Origin of the sequence: Enterobacter cloacae complex sp.6700776 (assembly GCF_048284255.1) — a bacterium.
Taxonomy (GTDB): Bacteria; Pseudomonadota; Gammaproteobacteria; order Enterobacterales; family Enterobacteriaceae; genus Enterobacter; species Enterobacter intestinihominis.
This window is the reverse complement of record NZ_JBLVYK010000004.1, coordinates 345,791-368,673: the sequence shown is the minus strand read 5'-3', so window position 1 is coordinate 368,673 and position 22,883 is coordinate 345,791. Positions and strand designations below refer to the sequence as shown.

Here is a 22,883-nt window from a genome sequence, read left to right as displayed (position 1 = left end):
AAACCTAACGCCAACAGCCGTCCGACGGGTGACACCACCGGCTACCTGGCAAACCCGAAGGAGGTGTGAGATGGGAAGTGGATGGCATGAATGGCCGCTGGTGATCTTCACCGTTTTCGGGCAGTGCGTGGCTGGCGCATTAATCGTGATGGGCTTCGCCTGGCTGAATGAAGGTGATGACAAGGCCAGAATACGCATCGTGCGCAGCCAGTTTTTTCTCTGGCTGGTAATGGGTATTGGGTTTATGGCCTCGGTACTGCATCTTGGCTCCCCGCTGCGCGCCTTCAACTCGCTTAACCGCGTGGGAGCGTCAGCGCTGAGTAATGAGATCGCGGCGGGTTCGATCTTCTTTGCCGTGGGCGGTTTCTGGTGGCTGGTGTCGGTTATCGGTAAAATGCCCCCAGCTTTAGGCAAAATCTGGATGGTTGTCAGCCAGCTCCTGGGTGTCGTTTTTGTCTGGGCGATGACCCGGGTCTATCAGATCGATACCGTTCCGACCTGGTATACGGGCTACACCACGTTGGCCTTCTTCCTGACGATGGCTCTTACTGGCCCGATGCTGGCCGCGCTGCTTCTGCGGGTCGCAAACGTGACATACAAAGGTACCCTTGCCGCGTCTGTCAGCGTACTGGCACTCATCGCCTGCGTGGCGGTCGTCGTGTTGCAAAGCAATACGCTGGGGACGATCCAGAGTTCTATCCAGCAGGCTAACGCCCTGCTGCCGGATTATGGTTCGCTTCAGGTATGGCGCATCGCGCTGCTGGCGGCGGGTTTAGGCTGCTGGATCTGTCCGCTTATTCGTCGTCAGGAACCGAAAACGCTCGGCCTGTTTGCAGGTTTCGTGCTGGTGGCGGTGGGTGAACTGATTGGCCGTGGGCTATTTTATGGTTTGCATATGACCGCAGGGTTAGCAATTGCAGGTTAACACAGGTGCGCGGGCTACCCCCGCGCACAAGTAAGGAAAGTTGTAATGAATGACGTCTCACACCGCGAAACGTTCGCGTTCAGCGCCCGGGTACTGGGCGCGCTGTTTTATTTTGCCCCTGACAGCGAGCAGACCGCACCGCTGGTGAGTGCCCTGACCGCAGGTGACTGGGTGCAGGACTGGCCGCTGGCGCAGGAAAGCCTGCAGCCCGTGGCCAGTATGTTTAAGAACCCGTCGGACGAAGCGTTGAAAGACGCCTGGCAGCGTCTGTTTATTGGCCCGTATGCCCTGCCCGCCCCCCCGTGGGGCTCCGTCTGGCTCGATCGCGAGTCCGTGCTGTTTGGCGATTCGACCCTTGCATTGCGCCAGTGGATGCGTGAAAACCATATCGCCTTTGAGATGCAGCAGAATGAGCCGGAAGATCACTTCGGAACGTTGCTGATGCTGGCGGCATGGCTTGCCGAGAACGGTCGCGACACAGAACGCGACCAGCTTATGGCCTGGCATCTGCTGCCGTGGAGCACGCGTTTCCTTAGCGTATTCGTTGAAAACGCGGCCCATCCGTTCTACACGGCGCTGGGTAAACTTGCCCAGCTGATGCTGGCAGAATGGCAGTCCACTTTGCTGATCCCGATTGCAGAAAAAACGCTGTACCGATAACAGCTCCTGGCTTGTACATCCGTTGTGTAAGCCAGGTTCGGACATTTTTGCTGCAACGCAGATCCGGAGCTGCTATACTGTATATAATTACAGTACTGGAGGTGCAAAATGGCTGTTGAAACAAAATTCGTGGTCGTAAGAAAAGGTGAAGAGAAAATGACTTTTGCCAGTAAGAAAGAGGCTGACGCTCACGACAAACTGCTCGACATGGCAGAAGCGTTCACCGACTGGCTGCTGCAAAGCGGAATGCAGATGGATGAAACGCAGGCGGAAAACCTTGGTCTGTATCTTGCCGAGCAGAAAGAGTCCGTGCAGCATATCCTGCGTACCAGCAAGCTTCCCGAGCTCAATACTGCAACGGATAAAACAGCGCCAGAGGAGGCGGATAGCAGCAAAAAAATCCGGGCCGTCAAAGCCGCCTGATCGTCAGAACGACTCATCACCTGTCCTGCTGCCGCGGGCCGGAAACGGCTCGCGGCTTAATAGTGCGGTAAATTATCACACAACTCTTGCAACTCGTTGATTAGTCTGGCCACATGGAAACCATCACAGACAGAATGATGAACCTGAACGGCGAAAGGCAACAAGACTTTTCCATCCTGGTTAAAGTATTTTCCAAACGTGAACATGGGCGCAAAAAAGTTCTGCATGTTAGCCACGTTGATATTAAAACTGGTAAAACTGACCCACGGAATATCCGATATGAAGAATATATTTTCCCGGTACTCTTCTTTGGGCCAGTAGGCAAGATTATCACCATAGCGAGAAACGTCTTCTGCATAAACGTTCTGAAAGTGATGAATATTCCCGTCGAAGTGACTCCATAATGATGAAAACGTCTCCGTCTCTTTATGGAAAAGGGTATAGCTGGGATGCACCTCATTCCATATTACAAGCTCATTATCCTTCATAGCCATACGGAACTCAGAATGGCGGTTAACGACTGTCGAAATAAGGGAAATAATCGAAGGATAAAATTTCCAGCCAACCTGTTTGATATGTTTCAGCAGCGCAGTGATATCCAGCTGAACCGTTTGGTTAATCGTGCATTGAGCAAAGCTCTGAAAGACTTCAAAATGTTCTTTCCTTGCCCAACTCGATAAGTCTACAGCCGTATATTCTGGCGTTATTTTTGTCATTTCTTTGCCTTAATTAAGCAGCGCTATATAAAATAGTAGCGTACCACAAACCCAGGAGCTGTATAGACCGTCGAGCAGAGGCTGCCTTAAATTTTCAACGTATCAATAACCGCTCTCAGCGCCGGGGACACGTTGCGGTGCGGATAATAGAGGTAAAGCCCTTCCATCCGCAGGCTGTAGCGCTGTAAGACGCGTATAAGCGTGCCACGCTCCAGATCGTCAGACACCAGCTCAACCGGGACATAGGCCAGCCCGAGTTCCAGCCGGGCCGCTTCGGCCTCCATGTAGCTGTCGGAAAAGGCCCATTGCCCCTCAGGCCGGTGCGTAACTCGTTTCCCGTCCTGAACAAGCTCCCATTGATAGTGGTTACCGTCGGCAAACTGGTAGGCAATGCAGGGATGAGCGTCCAGATCGGCGGGCGTCTGCGGGAAACCATAGCGCCGAAAATGCGCCGGGGCGGCAACCACAGCCATCTCCATATCGGGCGTGATGCGCACCGCAATCATTCCTTGTCCCACCTCTGGTCCCAGCCGGACGCCCGCGTCGAATCGCTCGGCAATGATATCCACGAACCGGCTCTCATTCATCAATTCCAGACGGATATCCGGGTAACGCTGTTTGAAGATAGCGAGCTTTGGCAGCAGACATTTCTCGATGGCGTGCTGGCTGGCATTAATGCGCACCGTGCCGGACGGCGTCTGACGGTAATGCGCCAGTCTGGTCAACCCGGTATCAAGCGCATCAAAGGCGGAGCCAGCGGTCTGGTAAAGATGTTCCCCGGCGTGTGTCAGCGACAGCTTGCGCGTAGTGCGCACCAGAAGCTGAACGCCCAGCCGCTCCTCCAGCTCGCGAACCGATCGGCTGATCCCGGATTGCGCCAGCCCGAGCCGCTGTGCGGCTGCCGTGAAGCTTCCCTCCCGCACCACCTGGATAAAGAGATACAGTTCATTATAGTTTTCCCGCTTCGCCATCATGCCTCGTCAATTCATAACAAAATGATATTAATCCTAGCAGCTTTTGGCCTCTAATCAGCACTATTTCTGCTAACTATAATGGCCTCATTACAACAACACACGGTACCTCTTATGAAAACATTCACCCAAAAACTGTCCGTTGCGCTGCTGTTATGCGCATCATTAAGTGGAGTGACAACAATGAGTTATGCAGAAACGCTAAATCCCAACGCCCCCGTTTCGATGGTGACAACCTGGGATAAAACCTTCGCCGAGAGCAATAAAGTCAACCACCGCAAAGTGACGTTCCAGAACCGGTACGGGATCACTCTGGTGGGCGATCTGTACATTCCCAGGAACCACGGCGACCAGAAACTGGCGGCGATAGCCGTCAGTGGGCCGTTCGGTGCGGTTAAAGAACAATCCAGCGGTCTGTACGCCCAGACTCTGGCTGAGCAGGGGTTCGTGGCCCTGGCCTTCGACCCATCCTACACGGGGGAAAGTGGCGGCCAGCCGCGTAACGTTGCCTCCCCTGACATCAACACCGAAGACTTTAGCGCCGCTGTGGATTTCCTGGGGTTACAGAAAGAAGTCGACCGTAACCGTATCGGCATTCTTGGTATCTGCGGCTGGGGCGGTATGGCGCTGAACGCGGCATCCATGGATACCCGCGTGAAGGCGGTCGCCACCAGCGTAATGTACGATATGAGCCGCGCGATGGGTCACGGCGTGGGCAACGGGAAAGATCGCTATTCAGCGGCCGATCGTCGGGCCGTATTGCAGTATCTGAACGCGCAGCGCTGGAAAGATGCTGAAAGCGGCACTTTCGCCCATGGCGGCCACGATATTAATGTCGATGAGAATGGCAAGGTGACGGCGGCCGAGCGCATTCTGCCGGAAGCACTGCCCACCGATCCGCATCCGGTACTGAAAGAGTTCTATGATTACTACCGTATGCCGCGCGGTTTCCATGCCCGTTCCGTAAACTCCACCGGCGCGTGGACTGCGACCATGCCGTTATCCTTTATGAATATGCCGCTGCTGAGCTATGCCGGGGAGATCACTATCCCAACGCTGATTGTGACCGGTGAAAACGCACACTCTCGTTATTTTGCGGAGGATGCGTTCAAGGCCGTCGGCAGCAAAGAGAAAGAGCTGGTGATTGTTCCCGGTGCAAACCATGTTGATCTCTACGATAACGTCGCAGGAAAAATCCCGTTCGCGCAGTTTGAGCAGTTCTTCAAAACCAGTCTGAAATAACACTCTAAGCCCCCGGAAATCACGGGGGCATCTCTTCTCATCGTCGTGAATGACACCTATGTCTACACTGAATCAAATCCCATCCCGCTACAGCGGGCGTGCACATTGGGACGGTATTTTTGCCCGTCAGTCTGCTCGTGGCATCTACAATAAGGCATTATATTAACAGGGTTATTTTATTTAATTACAAAACCTCGAATATCTCCCGTTGAAATAATAATTAAGCAATATCCTGGTCAGTCGGCGACATCGCTTTGTTAGCTTGAGAAGTCAGGCAAAGCTCAAACTGGAGGTATTCTTTGCTGATTAAATTAAAGAAAGAACGAACGCATCAGGAGGATCGTCGTCTTGCACTCTGGCTGGCGACCTCCGCGGGACTGCTGAATGCCATTGCGCTGGGCGCGTTCGGCTTTTTCCCCTCTCATATGACGGGTAATACATCGCAGTTATCCAGCGAAGTTTCCTCCACCGATCTCAGTGATATTCTTTTTTTTGGCGCCATTATTCTGTCGTTTGTCACTGGCGCCATTGTTGCGCGGATTATTGTTATCTGGGGAATTATCCATAACGTCAGGCTGATATTCAGCCAGGTTTTATTTGTTGAAGGGCTATTACTTGCCGGGGTATCCCTTTATGAAATGTATTTTCACTCCTTCGCCACGAATCAGGAGATTATTCTTTTCCTGTGCGGTTTGATGGGAATTCATAACTCCACCTCAACTCAGCTTTCCGGCGGTCGGGTGAGATCCACGCACATTACCGGCACGCTGACCGATGCCGGCATTTCGCTGGCCTCCGTTATGGTCGCCATGCTGCGCCGGGATTATTCCAAAGACACGGCCGCGCAAAAGAGCCAGCTCAAAACCCATTTAACCACCCTTTTCTCGTTTATTACCGGCGGGATTGCGGGGCTGATCCTCTTCAGAGAGTTTGGATTCCACGCGATGCTGGCACTGGGCCTGATGCTGGTGTTTATCGCCGCCTTTTCAATCGTTCGTATCTCGTGGCGCGTTCGAAAGGTACGCGCCGCGCTTAGTCGATAGGGTGATCAGCACGCCTCAAGTGACGTTGTCACTTGAGGCGTGCTTCTTTAAGACTATTCTGCCTTCCCACTGACAGCCCTTACGCCATAAGGCTTAACTCAGGTTGTCACTAATTTCATAGGGTTACTGTTTTACCCCCTTTGCTGGAACCCTTCCGTTTCGCTTGCTATAGGTGAAGTACCCCTGCCGAAACATGGCATAACAACAGGCAACCGCAACAGGTGGTTGCTATAACGCATGCGCACAGGGAGACACACCGCAATGCACCCATTACTTAAACGTTCGCTGCTTTTTGTCGGCGCGATTATCGTGGTCCTCGCTCTCCTCACCTGGGGAATTGGACTGGAGACGATTAAGGCGCGCCAGGTTGACCTGCTCTACCTCGGTCAACAGCACCTGATTCTGGTCTTTTCATCAATGTTCTTTGCCCTGCTGGTGGGCATTCCAAGCGGTATTCTGCTGAGCCGTCCGGCGGCACGGGGTATCGCCGAATACGTGATGCAAATCTTTAACGTGGGCAACACCCTGCCGCCGCTGGCCGTTCTGGCGCTGGCGATGGTGGTGATTGGCATCGGTGATAAACCGGCCATTATCGCCCTCTTTCTCGCTTCTTTGCTGCCAATTGTGCGTAACACCTATGCCGGGCTGTGCTCTGTTCCCGCGTCGTTGCTGGAAGCGGCAAACGGCATCGGCATGACCAAATGGCAGCGCCTGCATCAGGTCGAAATTCCTAACGCCTGGCCGGTGATGCTTTCCGGTATTCGCATTGCCACTGCGATTAACGTCGGTACCGCACCGCTGGCATTCCTGATTGGCGCCAGCAGCTACGGCGAGCTGATTTTCCCGGGGATCTATCTGAATGACTTCCCGACGCTGATCCTGGGCGCGGCGGCCACCGCCCTGTTCGCCCTGATTCTGGATACGCTGCTGGCGGCACTGGGTCGACTACTGAGCCCGCATCTCGCGCGATAATTATAACAAGGAGCTTCTATGAGACTGTTTTCCGGCCTGACGGCGCTGTGCGCCGCCGCGCTCTTCACCAGCCAGGCGCTCGCCGCGCCGCTGATCCTGGCAACAAAGAGCTTTACCGAGCAGCACATTCTCTCGGCCATGACCGTACAGTATCTGCAAAAGAAAGGATTTCAGGTGCAGCCGCAGACTAATATTGCGACGGTGATTTCCCGTAACGCGATGATTAACAAGCAGATTGATATGACCTGGGAGTACACCGGCACGTCGCTGATCATCTTCAACCATATCAACAAACGCATGTCGCCGCAGGAGTCATACGAGACGGTGAAACGCCTCGACGCAAAGCACGGTCTGGTGTGGCTTAAACCTGCCGATATGAACAATACCTATGCCTTTGCCATGCAGCGCAAGCGCGCCGAGGCTGAACATATCAATACCATGTCTGAGATGGTGGCAAAGATTGAGCAGATCCGTAAAACCGATCCAGATAACAACTGGCTGCTGGGCCTTGACCTGGAATTTGCCGGGCGTAGCGACGGGATGAAACCGTTGCAGGCGGCCTACAACATGGAGCTGGACCGCCCGCAGATCCGCCAGATGGATCCGGGGCTGGTCTATAACGCGGTGCGCGACGGGTTTGTCGATGCCGGGCTGATCTACACCACCGATGGGCGCGTGAAGGGCTTCGATCTTAAAGTGCTGGAAGACGATAAAGGCTTCTTCCCGAGTTACGCCGTGACGCCAGTTGTTCGAAAAGACACGCTGGAGGCTAACCCGGGGCTGGAGGAGGCGCTGAACACCCTCTCAGCCCAGCTCAACAACGACGTTATCACCGAACTGAATAAAAAGGTAGATATCGACCATCAGTCACCGCAGCAGGTCGCCCGTGATTTCCTGCGTAGCAAACAGTTGCTGTAGGAGGCGCTATGGAGACGATTCACTATATTCTCGACAATTGGGACTATCTCTTAACCCTGACGCTGCAACACCTCTGGCTGGTGGCACTCGCCGTGGGCATGGCGATTGTTATTGGCGTGCCGCTGGGTATTTTAATTGTCCGCCATAAATGGCTGGCAACGCCGGTGCTGGGGATTGCCACCATTGTGCTCACCATCCCGTCAATTGCGCTTTTCGGCCTGATGATCCCGCTCTTTTCGCTGATCGGTCAGGGCATTGGCGCCCTGCCCGCGATTACGGCGGTGTTCCTCTATTCACTGCTGCCGATTGTGCGCAACACCCACACGGCGCTCGACAGCCTGCCACCCGGCCTGCGCGAAGCGGGACGCGGCATCGGCATGACCTTCTGGCAGCGTCTGCGCTGGGTGGAAATCCCAATGGCGCTGCCGGTCATTTTTGGCGGCATCCGCACCGCCGTGGTGATGAACATCGGCGTCATGGCGATTGCTGCCGTGATTGGCGCGGGCGGTCTGGGCCTGCTGCTGCTTAACGGTATTGGCGGGAGTGATATTCGTATGTTAATTGCGGGCGCGCTGATGATTTGTCTTTTAGCGATTGTGCTCGACTGGTTGCTGCACCGTTTGCAGGTGGTACTGACTCCGAAGGGGATTCGATAATGATAAAACTGGAAAACCTCACCAAACAATTTTCACAGAAGCACGGCCAGACGTTTAAGGCCGTCGACAACGTCAATCTGAACGTGCCTGAAGGGGAAATGTGCGTGCTGCTCGGCCCGTCCGGCTGCGGAAAAACCACTACCCTGAAGATGATTAACCGTCTCATTACGCCAAGCAGCGGGACGATCCTGATTAACGGCGAAGACACCAGCGGGATGGACACCGTGACCCTGCGCCGCAACATTGGCTACGTGATCCAGCAGATTGGCCTGTTCCCGAACATGACTATCGAAGAGAACATTACCGTCGTGCCGCGCATGCTGGGCTGGGACAAAGCGCGCTGTAAATCCCGTGCCGAGGAGCTGATGGATATGGTGGCAATGGATCCACATAAATTCCTTCACCGCTATCCGCGCGAAATGTCCGGCGGTCAGCAGCAGCGTATCGGCGTCATCCGCGCGCTGGCAGCGGATCCTCCGGTCCTGCTGATGGATGAACCATTCGGCGCGGTTGACCCGATTAACCGTGAGGTGATCCAGAACCAGTTCCTGGAGATGCAGCGCAAGCTGAAAAAGACCGTGATGCTGGTGAGCCACGATATTGACGAAGCGCTGAAGCTGGGCGACCGTATTGCCGTCTTCCGTCAGGGGCGTATTGTTCAGTGCGCCAGCCCGGACGAGCTGCTGGCGAAACCCGCCAATGAGTTTGTCGGCTCGTTTGTTGGTCAGGACCGGACGTTGAAACGCCTGCTGCTGGTATCCGCGGGCGACGTCACCGACCAGCAGCCGACGATTACGGTACGCGAATCGACGCCGCTGCCAGAGGCCTTCGCCACCATGGATGACAACGATATTCGCGCCATTACCGTGGTTGATGATCTCGGCAAACCGCTGGGCTTTGTGAAGCGCCGCGAAGCGCGTAATGCCAGCGGCAGCTGCGGTGATATTCTGCATCCGTTCCGCATGACAGGTAAGGCCGAGGATAACCTGCGCGTGGTGCTTTCTCGCCTGTATGAGAGCAACACCAGCTGGATGCCGATTGTGGACGAGGACGGACGCTATAACGGCGAGATATCCCAGGATTATATTGCGGAGTATTTGAGCTCAGGGCGTACGCGCCGGGCGTTGAATATTCATAGCGAGAGTTAAGCATTCAGGCCGGGTACTGCCCGGCCTTTTTCCGCACGCATACCTTTTGCTAACCTCACGTTTTCCCGCCACAATATCGTATCGTCCCCGTTAATCACGACTTCATGCAACGTCTTCACGCTTACCCCGACATCCGCGCGATGTTTCGCCGTCTCCTGATTGCTACTGTCACCGGCGTGCTGGCAGCGCTGGCCGTTGCGGTGTTCCGCCACAGCATGTATCTGCTGGAGTGGTTGTTTCTCAGCAACGAAAGCGGAAGCCTGGTGAACGCCGCTGCCGCGTTATCGCCCTGGCGGCGGGCGCTCACGCCTGCGCTGGGTGGTCTGGCCGCGGGAGTGCTACTGTGGGGATGGCAGCGCATGACGGCACAACGTCCCCAAGCCCCGACCGATTATATGGAGGCGCTGGAGACGGGTGATGGCCAGTTTGATTACGGCGCCAGCCTGGTGAAATCCCTCGCCTCGTTGCTGGTGGTCGCCAGCGGCAGCGCCATCGGCCGGGAAGGCGCCATGATCCTGCTTGCCGCCCTCGCTGCCTCCTTTTTTGCACAACGTTGTACGCCGAAATCCGAATGGAAACTGTGGATCGCCTGCGGTGCCGCCGCCGGGATGGCCAGCGCCTATCATGCGCCGCTGGCGGGCAGCCTGTTTATCGCAGAGATCCTGTTTGGCACGCTGATGCTGGCCTCCCTCGGCCCGGTGGTGATTGCCGCTGTGGTGGCCCTGCTAACCACGCGCCTGTTAAGTCCCGGCGCGAATACACTTTATGATGTCCATCTCAGCGAGATGCTTACGGCGGTGGATTATTTCCTGATCGTTGGCGTGGGTCTGCTGGCTGGGCTGTGCGGCCCGCTTTTGATGTGGCTAATGGCTTTCAGCCATTCTCTGTTTCTGCGTCTCAAACTCTCACCGCCGTGGCAGCTGGCACTGGGGGGTCTGATCGTCGGGCTGCTGTCGCTGCTGACGCCGAAGGTATGGGGGAATGGCTATAGCGTGGTTCAGGCGTTTTTGCAATCGCCGCCGCTGCTGTCGGTAATTGCCGGCGTCTTTATCTGCAAGCTCCTGGCGGTGCTGGCAAGCAGCGGGTCCGGCGCACCGGGAGGCGTGTTTACGCCAACCTTGTTCGTTGGTATGGCAACGGGAATGCTGTTTGCGCAGATCTTTGCGCTGTGGTTTCCTGGCTCTGAGACGGCGATCCTGCTTGGGCTGGCGGGTATGGCGACGCTGCTCGCCGCCACAACGCATGCGCCAATCATGTCGGCCTTGATGGTATGTGAGATGACCGGGCAGTATTTTTTACTTCCCGGTTTGCTGGTTGCCTGTGTTGTGGCGTCGGTATTGTCGAGAACGCTACGCCACGACTCGATCTACGGCCAGCATACCGCCGAAAGCCGAGAGATCGATATAGTGCGCTAATTCGCGCTGCTCGGCGCGGGGCAGATAAGGCAGTTCGCCTACCAACGGGCCAGGCAGCTTTTTGCTCAGCACGTCGATGATTTCTGCGTAGTGCGCAAGGCCCGGGTTAATACGGTTCGCCACCCAACCAATCAGTGGCAGGCCGTCATTAGCGATAGCCTGCGCCGTCAGCAAGGCATGGTTGATGCACCCTTCCTGAATGCCCACGACCATAATCACCGGCAGCTGCTCCTGCACCACCCACTCGGAAAGGGGACGTAAATCGTTCATCAGGCTGCGCCAGCCACCGGTCCCTTCAACGACAACGTGGTCAACCTTTTCACTCAGATTTGCCAGGCCATCAGAGAGCAGACTGTAGTTGATAAGCCCGCTGTGAGCGACGCTGCTTTCCTCTTCGCTTAACGCGATAGGATTGACGGCATCATAAGGCAGTTCCAGAGACGAGACGCTTTGCAGAACCAGGGCGTCCTTATTGCGCAGCCCTTCTGGCGTCTCTTTACTGCCTTTTGCTACCGGCTTGTATCCTGCAACGCGTTTACCGCTTGCCGCCAGGGCCTGAAGTAACGCGCGGGATACGACGGTCTTCCCGACAGACGTATCCGTACCAGTAATAAAGAAACGCTTAAGCATGACTCATTCCACCTCTTGGGTATGCTTCAAAAAATATAAACCAGGTAAATAATTCAGTGGGGAAAGTCTACGGGAAGCGTGCGCTACCCGGCTTGAGATAGCGCAATTTTTCGTACATCTATGGAAAAGAGTTAGCCCTGAAGCAAACGAATCAGTAACGAGCCGTTGTACATCGCATCTTTTACCAGCGCGGCGCCAGCCATCGTACCCTGGTTGGAAAATTGCGTACTTTCCACCACGATGTTTTTACTGTACGCGGGAAGCGCCTGCTGGTTGATGCAGGCGGAAATCGCCGGAAAGAGGATATCCGCCGCCTGGCTGAGCGGGGAGCCAATCAGTATTTTTTGCGGGTTAAACAGGTTCACCATAATGGCCAGAATGCGCCCGACATTATTGCCCACGCCGGTAATGATGTCCTTCGCCAGCAGATCGCCCTGCCTTGCCGCAGTGCATAATGCCTCGACGCTCAACGGTTGACCGTGCAGCGTGGAGCTCATTGACTGGCTGAGCCGCACCTGCGCCAGCTCCAGCACGCTTTCGACGCTGGCAATCGTCTCCAGACAACCATGATTACCGCAGTAGCAGCGTTTTCCGTACGGATCGACCTGCGTATGGCCAATCTCCACCAGGCTACTGCTGCCAGCATGCAACAGACGCCCGTCGGTGATCACACCTGCGCCAACGTTGTGATCAATCACCACCTGAATTACGTCGCGCGCGCCCCGGGAAGCGCCAAATAACGCCTCCGCCATCGTCCAGGCGCTGATATCATGCTGAATGTAGACCGGCACACCGGTGTGGTTTTCCAGCACGTCGCCCAGCGGCATCTCTTTGACGTTTTCATAAAACGGCATGCGGTGCACAATGCCATTTTCGGTATCAATAATTCCCGGCAGGGTGATCGCAATCGCCGTTAAACGTTCAAGGCGCTGCTGGTGACGAATAAAGAACTGGTCGATGTGGGTCAGAATGGCATCGAGAAGTGGTTGCTCTGCATCGAGCGGGAGTTCCAGCCGGTCTTCCACCACCAGCTTGCTGCTTAGGTCGCGCAGCGCGAGGAAGATTTCCCCGCGGCTAATTCGCAGCGACAGGTAGTGCCAGGCTTCCGTTTCCACCACCAGCCCTACCGCCGGACGGCCACGGCTGCCCGGCTCCTGAATTTCTGTCTCCTGAACCAGATGGGCTTCCAGCATTTCGCGGACAATCTTGGTAATACTGGCGGGTGCCAGTTGTGCCAGGCGCGAAAGATCGATACGCGAAACCGGACCCAGCTGATCAATCAGGCGATAAACGGCGCCCGCGTTGGTCTGCTTGATCTGATCGATATGCCCTGGCTGACTATCAGCAACCACCTCGTACTCCCTTATTTTCGAGCTTCGAAATAAACTGAGGGCTATGGTGAAGCACTTCAATGGCTGACGTCAAATTTTTACTTAGCCATGTGATTTACTGCACATTTTCACCCGCTTTTCCCTATAAATAACGCCCGTGAGAAGCGGTAATTAATTGTTCTTTGAAACGCTGTGCCGCATGGCTCTGTTCATGATGTTTAGACCACACCAGCCACATCTCCGAGACCGCATCCTGCTCAGCAATATTCACCCAGCGCATTTCCGGCAATTGTACCCGTTTAAACGAGGCCGGAAGAATCGACACGCCAAGTCCTGCGGCAACGAGACCAATGATCGTCATGGCTTCCCCCACTTCCTGCGCGATAGTCGGGACAAAGCCATATCGCCGCATCAGACCAAGAATATCGTCATACAATCCGGTACCCACCTGTGGGTCAAAAAAGACAAAGGGTTCTTTCGCCAGTTCAGCCAGCGTGACGCTATGCTGCGCGGCGAGCGGGTGATCCCGGGGGATCATCGCCATCAGCGGTTCGCGGAGGATCACCTGCCACGCCAGGGTATCAGGCAACTGCGTGTTACGCATTAGCCCCAGGTCGAGCGATCCTTCATTAAGCGGCGATATTTGCTCCCGGGTATTTATTTCGCGCGTCTGAATATGCACATCCGGAAAGTTACTGCGAAACGAGGATAGCGTTTGTGAAACAGCGCTGATGAAGGGGGCCGACGAGGTAAACCCGATGCGCAGCTCTCCCGTCTCCCCGAGATGAAGCCGTTCCGCTCTGGCGGCGGCGTCCACCACCATACTCAGGATCTGTCGGCTATCGGCGAGAAACTGTTTTCCCGCCGCCGTCAGGCTCACGCTGCGGTTGGTTCGCGCCAGCAGACGCGCCCCAACCTGCTGCTCAAGGATCTGGATCTGTTGGCTCAGCGGTGGCTGGGAGATATTCAGCCTTGCCGCAGCACGACCAAAATGGAGCTCTTCAGCGACGGCGACAAAATAGCGCAGATGGCGCAGCTCGATATTCATATTTTTAAAGTATCATTTGAGATTATTAATATATTAGACAGAATATTTACATTTTCCTACCCTAATCTTGTGGTCATACCCGTCACCAGAAACCACGGGGAAGTTTAAGCAAGGATTATGTGTGAGCCGTACAACGACCGTTGATATCGCGCCGGCCAGCGACATTGATGATTTACCCGCAGTACCGCAGCCGGTTCAGTTTATAAAACGTGGTACCCCCCAGTTTATGCGCGTCACGCTGGCGCTCTTTTCAGCGGGTCTCGCCACTTTCGCCCTGCTCTACTGCGTTCAGCCGATCCTGCCGGTCCTGTCGCATGAATTTGGCGTGTCGCCAGCCAGCAGCAGTATTTCGCTCTCCATTTCAACCGGGATGCTGGCGATCGGTCTGCTGTTCACCGGGCCACTTTCAGATGCCATCGGGCGTAAGCAGGTCATGGTAACGGCGTTAATGCTGGCCTCCGTGTGTACCTTGCTGTCCACCATGATGACCAGCTGGCACGGCATTCTGGTCATGCGCGCGCTGATTGGGTTATCCCTCAGCGGCGTGGCGGCGGTCGGGATGACCTATCTCAGCGAGGAGATCCACCCGAGTTTCGTGGCCTTCTCCATGGGGCTGTACATTAGCGGGAACTCTATCGGCGGGATGAGCGGACGCCTGCTCAGCGGTGTGTTTACCGATTTCTTTAACTGGCGCATTGCGCTGGCCGTAATCGGCTGCTTCGCCCTCGCTTCGGCGCTGATGTTCTGGAAAATCCTGCCGGAATCGCGCCATTTCCGCCCGACTTCTCTGCGTCCGAAAACACTGTTTATCAACTTCCGTCTGCACTGGCGCGACAAAGGTTTGCCGCGATTGTTTCTGATGGGATTCCTGCTGATGGGGTCATTTGTCACGCTGTTTAACTATATTGGCTACCGGCTGATGCTCTCGCCGTGGCATCTTAGCCAGGCATTGGTGGGTTTGCTCTCTGTGGCGTATCTCACCGGGACGTGGAGTTCACCAAAAGCGGGCGCCATGACCGCGCGCTTCGGCCGTGGTCCGGTGATGCTGGTGTCCACAGCCGTGATGTTGTTCGGACTGCTGATGACGCTTGTCTCTTCCCTGTGGCTGATTTTTGCCGGAATGCTGCTCTTCTCTGCGGGATTCTTTGCCGCGCATTCTGTTGCCAGCAGCTGGATTGGCCCACGCGCGCGCCGCGCCAAAGGTCAGGCTTCGTCTCTGTATCTGTTCAGTTACTATCTTGGTTCCAGCATAGCCGGTACGCTCGGCGGGGTGTTCTGGCATAACTACGGCTGGAACGGCGTGGGCGGATTTATCGCGCTGATGCTGTGCGCGGCACTGCTGGTGGGCGCGAGCCTGCATAAACGACTGCATTAACATTCAGCCCTCTTCGTGTTTAAATCGAGCCGATGCTAATTTTTGTCATCGGCTGATTCAGACACGAGGACTTCATGAAAAACAATAACTATCAACAACTCACCCGCACCTTCCAGCGTCTCTCCCGCTTCTCTCACCTCTCCTCCATCGCCAGCTGGGACATGTTTACCATGATGCCGCCCGGCGGCAGCGCCGCGCGCGGTGAAGCGCTGGCGGAGATGAGCGTCCTGCAACATCAGATCCTGACCGATAAAAAAGTGGGTGAATGGCTGGCGGCGGCGGCAGAAGAAGATCTGAACGACGTTGAGCAGGCCAACCTGCGTGAAATGACGCGCCACTACCAGCAGGCCACTTTACTGCCGGAATCGCTGGTAGAGGCCAAATCGCTGGCGGGCAGCAGGTGTGAACACGCCTGGCGTACTCAGCGTCCGGCCAACGACTGGCAGGGCTTTTCAGCCAACCTGAAAGAGGTGGTGAAGCTCAGTCGTGAAGAGGCCCGCCTGCGCGCCGAGGCTAAAGGCTGCACGCCTTACGACGCGCTGCTGGATATCTTTGAACCCGACATGACAAGCGCTCGCCTGGACGTGCTGTTCGGCGATCTGAAGTCCTGGCTGCCGGAGCTGCTGGCAAAGGTTGTGGAAAAACAGGCTCAACGATCGTTCGTTCCGCCACAGGGTCCCTTCCCGACCGCCACGCAGCGCGAGCTGGGCCTGGAAGCGATGAAAATGCTTGGCTTCGATTTTAACGGCGGTCGTCTGGACGTTAGCGCCCACCCGTTCTGCGGCGGCGTTCCGGAAGATGTGCGTATCACCACGCGTTACGATGAAGACGAGTTGCTCAGCGCGCTTTTCGGCGTGATCCACGAAACCGGACATGCCCGCTACGAGCAAAACCTTCCGCGAGCGTGGGACGGCCAGCCCGTTGCGCTGGCGCGCTCTACGGCGATCCATGAATCCCAGAGCTTGTTCTTTGAAATGCAGCTGGGCCGCAGTGAGGCTTTCCTGAAGCATTTGCTTCCGGCGGTCCATGCCCGTTTCGGCAGCCAGGCGGCATTCAGTGAAGAGAATTTTATTGCCTGGAATCAGCGCGTGAAACCGGGCTACATCCGCGTTGACGCAGATGAAGTGAGCTATCCGGCGCATGTGGTATTGCGCTATGAGATTGAGCGCGCGCTGATCAATGGCGAAATCGAAGTGGATGATATCCCCGCGTTATGGGATGAGAAAATGCAGGCCTGGCTTGGATTATCCACCAAAGATAACTACCGCAACGGCTGTATGCAGGACATCCACTGGACCGACGGCGGTTTTGGCTACTTCCCGTCTTACACGCTGGGGGCAATGTATGCGGCACAGCTGTTCCATGCCGCCAAAACTGCGCTGCCCGGGTTGCAGGCATCCATTGCCGGGGGCGATTTCTCGGCGCTGTTTGACTGGCTGCGTCAGAATATCTGGCAGCACGGCAGCCGTTTCAGCACGTCGCAGCTCATCACCCAGGCCACGGGTGAAGATCTGAATATCCGCTACTTCCGCGAACACCTGACGTCCCGCTACCTGTAAACGAACGCGCCGGGGGCCACCCCGGCGTTGTACATATGGTTACACGCCGATACCAATCACTCACGGAAACCCCGAATTTACAGGGATATAGTTATTTCAACGGCCCCGCAGTGGGGTTAAATGAAAAACCAAATTCGAGGGTATGAAAATGAAAAAAGTATTAGCTCTGGTTGTTGCCGCTGCTATGGGTCTTTCTTCCGCTGCATTCGCGGCTGAAACTACCGCCACCGCAGCGCCTGCGGCATCCACCGCTGCTCCGGCCAAAACGGTTCACCATAAAAAACATCACAAAGCGGCTAAACCAGCGGCAGCACAGAAAGCGCAGGCCGCGAAAAAGCACCACAAAAAAGCGACAAAACCTGCGGTAGAGCAGAAAGCCCAGGCGGCTAAAAAGCATCACAAAAAAGCGGCAAAACACGAAGCGGCTAAACCTGCTGCACAGCCAGCAGCGTAAGAGTACAAGCTTAACCGTGCCCTTCGGGGCACGTTGGTAAACCGGCGCTGAACGGGATTGCGGTCAGCGCCGTTTTTTTATCCGGAGGGCGTATGCTGCGGCGCTATCGGTTTGAGTTCATTCTTATCCTGCTAATTTTATGCGCGCTCATCGCCAGCCACTTTTATCTTTCCTGAATGTAGCACGCTGATTTTACTCCCACTTTCTCGCCGTCGCGTCTATAGTATTTTCATAGGGTTCACTTTTAATAATCATAATTACCCCCACCAGAGTGTGATATGCGTAAATCTGTTGTGTTGTTACTGGGAACGTTTAGCCTTTTTGCAGGCTTTTCACATGCGGATGAGGGCGACGATGACGCCATCAGCGCCAAAGAGGTAAAGACGCTGTTTTTTGGTCATGACGATCGTACGCGTGTCACCGATCCTACCGAAGCGCCCTGGGATGCCATCGGGCAACTGGAAACCGCCAGCGGCAATCTATGTACCGCAACTCTCATAACGCCACGCCTTGCGCTGACGGCGGGTCATTGCCTGTTAATGCCGCCCGAAGGCAAACCGGATAAAGCGATCGCCCTGCGCTTTGTCTCGCAGAAAGGGATTTGGCGCTACGAAATTCACGGTATTGAGGGGCGGGTGGATCCGTCGCTCGGGAAACGCCTGAAACCGGATGGCGATGGCTGGATTGTGCCGCCCGGGGCGGCATCCTGGGATTTCGGTCTGATCGTTTTACGTTATCCGCCGTCCGGGATCGCTCCGCTACCGCTCTTTGATGGTGACAAAGACGCGCTCACCGCCGCCCTGAAAGCCGCCGATCGAAAAGTGACGCAGTCAGGCTACCCTGTTGATCACCTCGATTCGCTGTACACCCATACGGACTGCGTGGTGACGGGCTGGGCGCAAAACAGCGTGCTTTCGCATCAGTGCGATACGCTACCGGGTGATAGCGGATCGCCCCTGATGTTAAAAACCGTTAACGGCTGGCAACTGATTGGCGTTCAGAGTTCTGCTCCGGCAGCGAAAGACCGCTGGCGCGCCGATAACCGAGCGTTGGCGGTGACCGGTTTTCGCGACCGGCTGGAAGCCCTGGCGCAGCAGTAGGTCACTCAGGCCAGTTTAATCATGATCATGCCAGCGAGCAGTAATACCAGCCCTATCCAGCCTTTATGGTTTAAACGCTGCCCGAACATAATCCAGCCTGCCGCCAGGGTGGCGGCAATACCGAAGCCGCCCCACAGCGCGTAGGCCACGGACAGATCGATGCCTTTCACCGCCTGCGACAGGGCGCTAAACGCCCCCAGAACCGCGGCAATCGATAACAGGCCGTAGGCTTTGCGACGAAAGCCGTCGGAGAACTTCAGAAAGACGTTCGCAATAATTTCCAGAACGATGGCGAAAGCCAGCCAGGCCGCGTGGATCCATTCAAACTGCTGCATGGGTCTGCTCCTTCTGCTGTTTGGCTGGTTTGCGCGTACCCGATTTAATCAGCACGATACCTGCGACCAGGGTCGTCAGCCCGGCAATTTTCATTGTCGTCAGGGTTTCATCAAATATCATGACGCTGAACAGCGTAATCAATAAAATACCAACACCTTCCCACAAAGCGTATGCCACGCCCAGCGCGATTTTTTTAACCGCGAAAGAGAGGAATATATAGGAAAGCGTAATCATGACCAGCATCAAAATAAATCCGGTGCTGCCGTCACTCACGCTCGCCCATTTCATCGACAAGGTGCCGGTAATTTCAGCAACGATAGCCAGAGCTAATAAAATCCAGTAAAACATGTTTTTTCTCCTGCTTGAGAATATAATCCATCGAGGCTCGCTGCGAACAGCAAACCAAAAAATTGGGAATTAAATCCGTTAGCTAAGCGCATAGCGCCAGCTCAGGCAGAAGACGTGACTATAGCGCGGAACGCCAGTGTTGTTCACCGGAAAGCGTGCAGAGGGAGGTAGAAAACAGAGCAGAGTTGTTTGAAAAATACGTCCTGAACAAATTGTCCATAAAATTACAATTATCCGCGGTGTTGCTTCTCGTCTTTGCGGATGAAAATTGTCCTCAGTAGTTGAACACGCCTGATTTGTATCATAAGCCAGGAATTTACTCAAAGCCTTTTCATTTCTTTACCCAGTCTGTTTGATTTTGGTTAGTTTTTTTAATCTGCTTTCCCCTCTATTATAAATAAAAAACTGTTCAGGAACGTCCATGGCCAAACCCATTATCACCCTCAACGGGCTTAAGATCGTCATCATGCTGGGCATGCTGGTGATCATTCTGACCGGCGTTCGTTTTGCGGCCGATATCATCGTGCCCTTTATCCTGGCGCTTTTTATCGCGGTGATCCTCAATCCACTGGTGCAGCGAATGGTGCGGCTGCGCATCCCGCGTGTGCTGGCGATAAGCCTGCTTATCAGTATTATTATCGTTGCGATGGTGCTGTTAGTCGCCTATCTGGGAACCTCCCTGAACGAGCTGGCGCGGACGCTGCCGACATACCGCTCTTCCCTGGCGACTCCGCTGCTGCAAATTGAACCCTGGCTGCAACGCGCGGGTATCGAAGTCTCGGTTGAGGAACTGCTTAAATACATCGATCCGAATGCCGCCATGACGATTGTCACCAGCCTGCTGGCACAGCTCTCCAACGCCATGACCTCGATTTTCCTGCTGTTCCTGACGGTTGTGTTTATGATGCTGGAAGTTCCACAGCTGCCTGCAAAACTCCAGCACATCATGGTGCGTCCGGTAGAGGGAATGGGTGCTATTCAGCGCGCGCTCGACAGCGTTTCACGCTATCTGGTGCTGAAAACGGCCATCAGCCTCGTGACGGGATTAGTGGTCTGGGGGATGCTCGCCGCGCTGGATGTGCGTTTTGCCTTCGTCTGGGGGCTGCTGGCCTTTGCGCTCAACTATATTCCTAACATTGGCTCCGTGCTGGCGGCGATCCCCCCTATCCTTCAGGTGCTGGTTTTCAGCGGTTTGTATGATGCCCTGATTCTGCTGGCAGGCTATCTGGTGATTAACCTTGTCTTCGGGAACATTCTCGAACCACGGATAATGGGACGCGGGCTGGGGCTTTCAACTCTTGTTGTGTTCCTGTCCCTGATTTTCTGGGGCTGGCTGCTCGGGCCTGTCGGCATGCTGCTCTCCGTTCCGCTGACAATTATTGTCAAAATTGGCCTGGAGCAGACCGCCGGTGGACAAAGTATCGCTGTACTGCTGAGCGACATGAGCCATAAGGCCGATTAATTGTCCATCGACAGCATAGGCTTGCCCGTTCTTCCCGCTTCGCGGTAGTTGCCCACTGCCCGCTGCCATTCCGACAGCGGGTAGAGGGTAGCATCGCTGCACTGGCTGGCGCGCAGTTTAGGCCAGATGCGCCGAAACTCCGCCTGCCACGCCTCAGCGCTCAGCGCGTCCAGATAGTTACGAATGTGAAACCACGCCACGCGCGGCAACGGCCGCTGCTGCCGGAAGGTCTGCCCGGAGAGTAGCCCGTAGCAGACAAAGGTACCGGTTTCGGGCATCACGCTCAGGATCGCCTCCGCCAGGCTGCCGCCCGTGGCGTCGTACACCACCTCCGCTTGCGCGGCGGCAGCGTTGACGGCGGCCGTATCATCTTGCGCAATCGGGACGATCCCCATTTCAGCCAGACGTTGAGCGTGCACGGGCGAGCGATGGATCCCGTAAACCGCCTCTGCACCCGCCTGGCGTGCCCATTGCCCGAGCAGAACGGCGCAGTCAGAACCGGCAGCGGTGAGCAGCACCGTTTTCCCGACCGGAGGATAACGGTCCAGCATCATCTGAGCGGCAAGCGGGTTGATATACGCCCGCGCGGCAAGAAGCGAGTCGACGTCGTCCGGGACGGGAACCGCATACGCCACTGGGCAGTCGACATAGCGCTGCCAGGTTCCCTGCCCCCGTAACGGCAGGACCCGCTTGCCCAGCAGCGCCGGGTAAGCGGCGGGCGTTTCGGTCACTATTCCGACCCCTTCATAACCGGCTATTGCGGGCAGCGGCGTGCGATGGCGATATGCCCCGGTGATGGGGATGAGATCGGAGGCGTTCACCGGAGAAAAAAGCATGCGCACACGTATCTCTCCCGGCTGTCGCGGTGACAATGGTGTGGTTTCCGCTTGCAGTACCGATTCAGGCTCACCAAACCGGCGATACCAGAGGGCCAGATTACGCATTGCGATCGCGCCATCCCATTTCCGGTGCGACATGTTTCAGGATGGACTCGATCACATGTGCGTTGTATTCCACGCCCAGCTGATTCGGCACGGTAAGCAACAGCGTATCCGCTTCCGCGATCGCTTCATCCTTTCTCAACTGTTCAATCAGCTTGTCTGGCTCTGCGGCATAGCTGCGTCCGAAAATGGCCCGCGTTTTCTCATCCAGATAGCCAACGCTGTCGCTCTCATTGCGGCTTGAACCGAAATACATCCGGTCGCGATCGTCCATCAGGGCAAAAATACTGCGGCTGACCGAAACGCGTGGCTGACGGGTATGCCCTGCCTCGGCCCAGGCCTGTCGGTAGGCACGGATCTGTTTTGCCTGCTGAATATGGAACGGCTCGCCGGTTTCATCATCTTTCAGCGTTGAGCTTTGCAGGTTCATCCCCAGTTTTGCCGCCCATACTGCCGTTGCATTGGAGCCAGCCCCCCACCAGATACGATCGCGTAAGCCCTCTGAATGCGGCTCCAGACGCAACAATCCCGGCGGGTTTGGGAACATCGGCTGTGGGTTAGGCTTCGCAAACCCTTCACCGCGTAATACATCAAGCAGTACCTCAGTGTGACGGCGCGCCATATCAGATTCGTTTTCCCCGTCCTGCGGCACGTAACCAAAATAACGCCAACCATCAATCACCTGCTCCGGGGAGCCCCGGCTGATACCAAGCTGTAATCGCCCGCCGGAGATGAGATCTGCCGCGCCAGCATCTTCCGCCATATACAGCGGATTCTCGTACCGCATGTCGATCACGCCCGTCCCGATTTCGATGCGTTTGGTTTTCGCGCCTATCGCAGCCAGCAAGGGGAATGGCGAACTGAGCTGGCGGGCAAAGTGGTGCACGCGGAAATAAGCACCGTCCGCGCCCAGCTCTTCAGCGGCGACAGCCAGATCGATGGACTGTAGCAGCGTGTCAGCTGCGGTTTGCGTGCCGGACTGGGAAGACGGCGTCCAGTGACCAAACGACAAAAATCCGATCTTTTTCATAGTGGAGTATCCTGATAAAGCATTGCGTTATCCCTACTCTACGCATTAACCGATGAGAATAAATGGTGATTATTTAACGGAATGCTTCAAATAAACTGACAGAAATACGCAAATCGCACGCTGCCTTCCCGCAGAGGAGGCATTCTCCTGGCATCTCAAAATGGGATATAGTGTGAACTA

The 22,883-nt window shown here is 55.6% G+C and carries 25 protein-coding genes and 1 pseudogene; 17 read left to right on the top strand and 9 right to left on the bottom strand.

Annotated features, from left to right (window positions below):
* The 4 genes and pseudogenes from ACNQ0T_RS09765 to ACNQ0T_RS09750 form a co-directional block, all read left to right on the top strand.
* Positions 1–69 (top strand): annotated as a pseudogene (locus tag ACNQ0T_RS09765) (dimethyl sulfoxide reductase subunit B); the annotation flags it as partial.
* A 1-nt stretch (position 70) separates the two neighbouring features.
* A complete protein-coding gene (locus ACNQ0T_RS09760; protein WP_161177668.1) occupies positions 71–925 on the top strand; it encodes a dimethyl sulfoxide reductase anchor subunit family protein in 855 nt (284 codons plus the stop codon).
* A 45-nt stretch (positions 926–970) separates the two neighbouring features.
* Positions 971–1,585, top strand: a complete 615-nt coding sequence (dmsD, locus tag ACNQ0T_RS09755; protein WP_161177669.1) for a Tat proofreading chaperone DmsD — start codon at positions 971–973, stop codon at positions 1,583–1,585.
* 108 nt (positions 1,586–1,693) lie between these two features.
* Entirely contained in the window at positions 1,694–2,008 is a 315-nt protein-coding gene (locus ACNQ0T_RS09750) for a YebG family protein (RefSeq protein WP_161177670.1), read from the top strand.
* A 56-nt stretch (positions 2,009–2,064) separates the two neighbouring features.
* Here the strand turns inward: ACNQ0T_RS09750 and catA are convergent, their stop codons facing one another.
* Entirely contained in the window at positions 2,065–2,724 is a 660-nt protein-coding gene (gene catA / locus ACNQ0T_RS09745; RefSeq protein ID WP_023300000.1) for a type A chloramphenicol O-acetyltransferase, read from the bottom strand.
* An 86-nt stretch (positions 2,725–2,810) separates the two neighbouring features.
* On the bottom strand, positions 2,811–3,695 hold the full coding sequence (locus tag ACNQ0T_RS09740; RefSeq protein WP_157508623.1) for a LysR family transcriptional regulator: 885 nt from the start codon (positions 3,693–3,695) through the stop codon (positions 2,811–2,813).
* Between the two features lie 114 nt (positions 3,696–3,809).
* Here ACNQ0T_RS09740 and ACNQ0T_RS09735 point away from each other — a divergent pair, with 114 nt between their 5' ends.
* The 7 genes from ACNQ0T_RS09735 to clcB all read left to right on the top strand — a co-directional run bounded on the left by ACNQ0T_RS09735 (position 3,810) and on the right by clcB (position 11,089).
* Positions 3,810–4,937 (top strand): alpha/beta hydrolase, encoded by a 1,128-nt coding sequence (locus tag ACNQ0T_RS09735; RefSeq protein WP_072050125.1) that lies wholly within the window; start codon positions 3,810–3,812, stop codon positions 4,935–4,937.
* 299 nt (positions 4,938–5,236) lie between these two features.
* Complete coding sequence (locus ACNQ0T_RS09730) at positions 5,237–5,980, top strand: YoaK family protein (protein WP_045621656.1); 744 nt, start codon at positions 5,237–5,239, stop codon at positions 5,978–5,980.
* 261 nt (positions 5,981–6,241) lie between these two features.
* Positions 6,242–6,952 (top strand): osmoprotectant ABC transporter permease OsmY, encoded by a 711-nt coding sequence (gene osmY, locus ACNQ0T_RS09725; RefSeq protein ID WP_022647971.1) that lies wholly within the window; start codon positions 6,242–6,244, stop codon positions 6,950–6,952.
* 18 nt (positions 6,953–6,970) lie between these two features.
* The gene (gene osmX / locus ACNQ0T_RS09720) at positions 6,971–7,870 is read left to right on the top strand and encodes an osmoprotectant ABC transporter substrate-binding protein OsmX (protein WP_017694085.1); all 900 of its coding nucleotides are present in this window, start codon (positions 6,971–6,973) and stop codon (positions 7,868–7,870) included.
* Positions 7,871–7,878: 8 nt separating this feature from the next.
* A complete protein-coding gene (osmW, locus tag ACNQ0T_RS09715; RefSeq protein WP_063148135.1) occupies positions 7,879–8,526 on the top strand; it encodes an osmoprotectant ABC transporter permease OsmW in 648 nt (215 codons plus the stop codon).
* Positions 8,526–9,674: an osmoprotectant ABC transporter ATP-binding protein OsmV gene (gene osmV, locus ACNQ0T_RS09710; RefSeq protein ID WP_022647969.1), complete on the top strand. Its 1,149-nt coding sequence runs from the start codon at positions 8,526–8,528 to the stop codon at positions 9,672–9,674. The genes osmW and osmV overlap by 1 nt, the downstream gene beginning before the upstream one ends.
* A 104-nt stretch (positions 9,675–9,778) precedes the next feature.
* On the top strand, positions 9,779–11,089 hold the full coding sequence (gene clcB / locus ACNQ0T_RS09705; protein WP_417929960.1) for a voltage-gated ClC-type chloride channel ClcB: 1,311 nt from the start codon (positions 9,779–9,781) through the stop codon (positions 11,087–11,089).
* On the opposite strand, the gene bioD is transcribed toward clcB, so the two are convergent.
* From bioD to ACNQ0T_RS09690, 3 genes are all read right to left on the bottom strand, one after another.
* The gene (bioD, locus tag ACNQ0T_RS09700; protein WP_015570628.1) at positions 11,024–11,719 is read right to left on the bottom strand and encodes a dethiobiotin synthase; all 696 of its coding nucleotides are present in this window, start codon (positions 11,717–11,719) and stop codon (positions 11,024–11,026) included. The two genes, clcB and bioD, sit on opposite strands and share 66 nt — an antisense overlap.
* A gap of 131 nt (positions 11,720–11,850) precedes the next feature.
* Positions 11,851–13,071, bottom strand: a complete 1,221-nt coding sequence (mlc, locus tag ACNQ0T_RS09695; protein WP_022647966.1) for a sugar metabolism global transcriptional regulator Mlc — start codon at positions 13,069–13,071, stop codon at positions 11,851–11,853.
* A 121-nt stretch (positions 13,072–13,192) separates the two neighbouring features.
* Positions 13,193–14,098 carry a LysR family transcriptional regulator gene (locus tag ACNQ0T_RS09690; protein ID WP_169441077.1) on the bottom strand — a complete coding sequence of 302 codons (906 nt, stop codon included), beginning with the start codon at positions 14,096–14,098 and terminating at the stop codon, positions 13,193–13,195.
* 121 nt (positions 14,099–14,219) lie between these two features.
* On the opposite strand from ACNQ0T_RS09690, the gene ACNQ0T_RS09685 reads away from it, so the two are divergent.
* From ACNQ0T_RS09685 to ACNQ0T_RS09665, 5 genes are all read left to right on the top strand, one after another.
* Positions 14,220–15,473 carry an MFS transporter gene (locus tag ACNQ0T_RS09685; RefSeq protein ID WP_022647964.1) on the top strand — a complete coding sequence of 418 codons (1,254 nt, stop codon included), beginning with the start codon at positions 14,220–14,222 and terminating at the stop codon, positions 15,471–15,473.
* 74 nt (positions 15,474–15,547) lie between these two features.
* On the top strand, positions 15,548–17,032 hold the full coding sequence (locus ACNQ0T_RS09680; protein ID WP_058678027.1) for a carboxypeptidase M32: 1,485 nt from the start codon (positions 15,548–15,550) through the stop codon (positions 17,030–17,032).
* A gap of 148 nt (positions 17,033–17,180) precedes the next feature.
* The gene (asr, locus tag ACNQ0T_RS09675) at positions 17,181–17,486 is read left to right on the top strand and encodes an acid resistance repetitive basic protein Asr (protein WP_046620052.1); all 306 of its coding nucleotides are present in this window, start codon (positions 17,181–17,183) and stop codon (positions 17,484–17,486) included.
* 92 nt (positions 17,487–17,578) lie between these two features.
* Positions 17,579–17,662: a hypothetical protein gene (locus ACNQ0T_RS09670; RefSeq protein ID WP_057979992.1), complete on the top strand. Its 84-nt coding sequence runs from the start codon at positions 17,579–17,581 to the stop codon at positions 17,660–17,662.
* Between the two features lie 102 nt (positions 17,663–17,764).
* The gene (locus tag ACNQ0T_RS09665) at positions 17,765–18,586 is read left to right on the top strand and encodes a trypsin-like serine peptidase (RefSeq protein WP_023299991.1); all 822 of its coding nucleotides are present in this window, start codon (positions 17,765–17,767) and stop codon (positions 18,584–18,586) included.
* A 5-nt stretch (positions 18,587–18,591) separates the two neighbouring features.
* Here ACNQ0T_RS09665 and mdtI read toward each other — a convergent pair whose 3' ends face one another.
* Positions 18,592–18,921, bottom strand: coding sequence for a multidrug/spermidine efflux SMR transporter subunit MdtI (gene mdtI / locus ACNQ0T_RS09660; protein WP_022647960.1), 330 nt, complete (start codon positions 18,919–18,921; stop codon positions 18,592–18,594).
* Positions 18,908–19,270, bottom strand: coding sequence for a multidrug/spermidine efflux SMR transporter subunit MdtJ (gene mdtJ / locus ACNQ0T_RS09655; RefSeq protein WP_032624865.1), 363 nt, complete (start codon positions 19,268–19,270; stop codon positions 18,908–18,910). Before mdtJ ends, mdtI begins: the two co-directional genes overlap by 14 nt.
* Positions 19,271–19,691: 421 nt before the next feature.
* Between mdtJ and ACNQ0T_RS09650 the strand changes: the two genes are divergently transcribed.
* Positions 19,692–20,732, top strand: coding sequence for an AI-2E family transporter (locus ACNQ0T_RS09650; RefSeq protein ID WP_045308500.1), 1,041 nt, complete (start codon positions 19,692–19,694; stop codon positions 20,730–20,732).
* On the opposite strand, the gene ACNQ0T_RS09645 is transcribed toward ACNQ0T_RS09650, so the two are convergent.
* A complete protein-coding gene (locus ACNQ0T_RS09645) occupies positions 20,729–21,676 on the bottom strand; it encodes a zinc-dependent alcohol dehydrogenase family protein (RefSeq protein WP_320683813.1) in 948 nt (315 codons plus the stop codon). The genes ACNQ0T_RS09650 and ACNQ0T_RS09645 overlap by 4 nt on opposite strands.
* A complete protein-coding gene (locus ACNQ0T_RS09640; RefSeq protein ID WP_023299989.1) occupies positions 21,669–22,703 on the bottom strand; it encodes an LLM class flavin-dependent oxidoreductase in 1,035 nt (344 codons plus the stop codon). The genes ACNQ0T_RS09645 and ACNQ0T_RS09640 overlap by 8 nt, the downstream gene beginning before the upstream one ends.
* Positions 22,704–22,883 lie beyond the last annotated feature (180 nt).

What these genes read in the sequence shown, in the direction of transcription:
- ACNQ0T_RS09760 (WP_161177668.1), top strand. Translation starts at nt 71, where the DNA reads ATGGGAAGTGGATGGCATGAATGGCCGCTGGTGATCTTCACCGTTTTC.
- dmsD (WP_161177669.1), top strand. Translation starts at nt 971, where the DNA reads ATGAATGACGTCTCACACCGCGAAACGTTCGCGTTCAGCGCCCGGGTA.
- ACNQ0T_RS09750 (WP_161177670.1), top strand. Translation starts at nt 1,694, where the DNA reads ATGGCTGTTGAAACAAAATTCGTGGTCGTAAGAAAAGGTGAAGAGAAA.
- catA (WP_023300000.1), bottom strand. Translation starts at nt 2,724, where the DNA reads ATGACAAAAATAACGCCAGAATATACGGCTGTAGACTTATCGAGTTGG.
- ACNQ0T_RS09740 (WP_157508623.1), bottom strand. Translation starts at nt 3,695, where the DNA reads ATGGCGAAGCGGGAAAACTATAATGAACTGTATCTCTTTATCCAGGTG.
- ACNQ0T_RS09735 (WP_072050125.1), top strand. Translation starts at nt 3,810, where the DNA reads ATGAAAACATTCACCCAAAAACTGTCCGTTGCGCTGCTGTTATGCGCA.
- osmY (WP_022647971.1), top strand. Translation starts at nt 6,242, where the DNA reads ATGCACCCATTACTTAAACGTTCGCTGCTTTTTGTCGGCGCGATTATC.
- osmX (WP_017694085.1), top strand. Translation starts at nt 6,971, where the DNA reads ATGAGACTGTTTTCCGGCCTGACGGCGCTGTGCGCCGCCGCGCTCTTC.
- osmW (WP_063148135.1), top strand. Translation starts at nt 7,879, where the DNA reads ATGGAGACGATTCACTATATTCTCGACAATTGGGACTATCTCTTAACC.
- osmV (WP_022647969.1), top strand. Translation starts at nt 8,526, where the DNA reads ATGATAAAACTGGAAAACCTCACCAAACAATTTTCACAGAAGCACGGC.
- clcB (WP_417929960.1), top strand. Translation starts at nt 9,779, where the DNA reads ATGCAACGTCTTCACGCTTACCCCGACATCCGCGCGATGTTTCGCCGT.
- bioD (WP_015570628.1), bottom strand. Translation starts at nt 11,719, where the DNA reads ATGCTTAAGCGTTTCTTTATTACTGGTACGGATACGTCTGTCGGGAAG.
- ACNQ0T_RS09690 (WP_169441077.1), bottom strand. Translation starts at nt 14,098, where the DNA reads ATGAATATCGAGCTGCGCCATCTGCGCTATTTTGTCGCCGTCGCTGAA.
- ACNQ0T_RS09680 (WP_058678027.1), top strand. Translation starts at nt 15,548, where the DNA reads ATGAAAAACAATAACTATCAACAACTCACCCGCACCTTCCAGCGTCTC.
- asr (WP_046620052.1), top strand. Translation starts at nt 17,181, where the DNA reads ATGAAAAAAGTATTAGCTCTGGTTGTTGCCGCTGCTATGGGTCTTTCT.
- ACNQ0T_RS09670 (WP_057979992.1), top strand. Translation starts at nt 17,579, where the DNA reads ATGCTGCGGCGCTATCGGTTTGAGTTCATTCTTATCCTGCTAATTTTA.
- ACNQ0T_RS09665 (WP_023299991.1), top strand. Translation starts at nt 17,765, where the DNA reads ATGCGTAAATCTGTTGTGTTGTTACTGGGAACGTTTAGCCTTTTTGCA.
- mdtI (WP_022647960.1), bottom strand. Translation starts at nt 18,921, where the DNA reads ATGCAGCAGTTTGAATGGATCCACGCGGCCTGGCTGGCTTTCGCCATC.
- mdtJ (WP_032624865.1), bottom strand. Translation starts at nt 19,270, where the DNA reads ATGTTTTACTGGATTTTATTAGCTCTGGCTATCGTTGCTGAAATTACC.
- ACNQ0T_RS09650 (WP_045308500.1), top strand. Translation starts at nt 19,692, where the DNA reads ATGGCCAAACCCATTATCACCCTCAACGGGCTTAAGATCGTCATCATG.
- ACNQ0T_RS09645 (WP_320683813.1), bottom strand. Translation starts at nt 21,676, where the DNA reads ATGCGTAATCTGGCCCTCTGGTATCGCCGGTTTGGTGAGCCTGAATCG.
- ACNQ0T_RS09640 (WP_023299989.1), bottom strand. Translation starts at nt 22,703, where the DNA reads ATGAAAAAGATCGGATTTTTGTCGTTTGGTCACTGGACGCCGTCTTCC.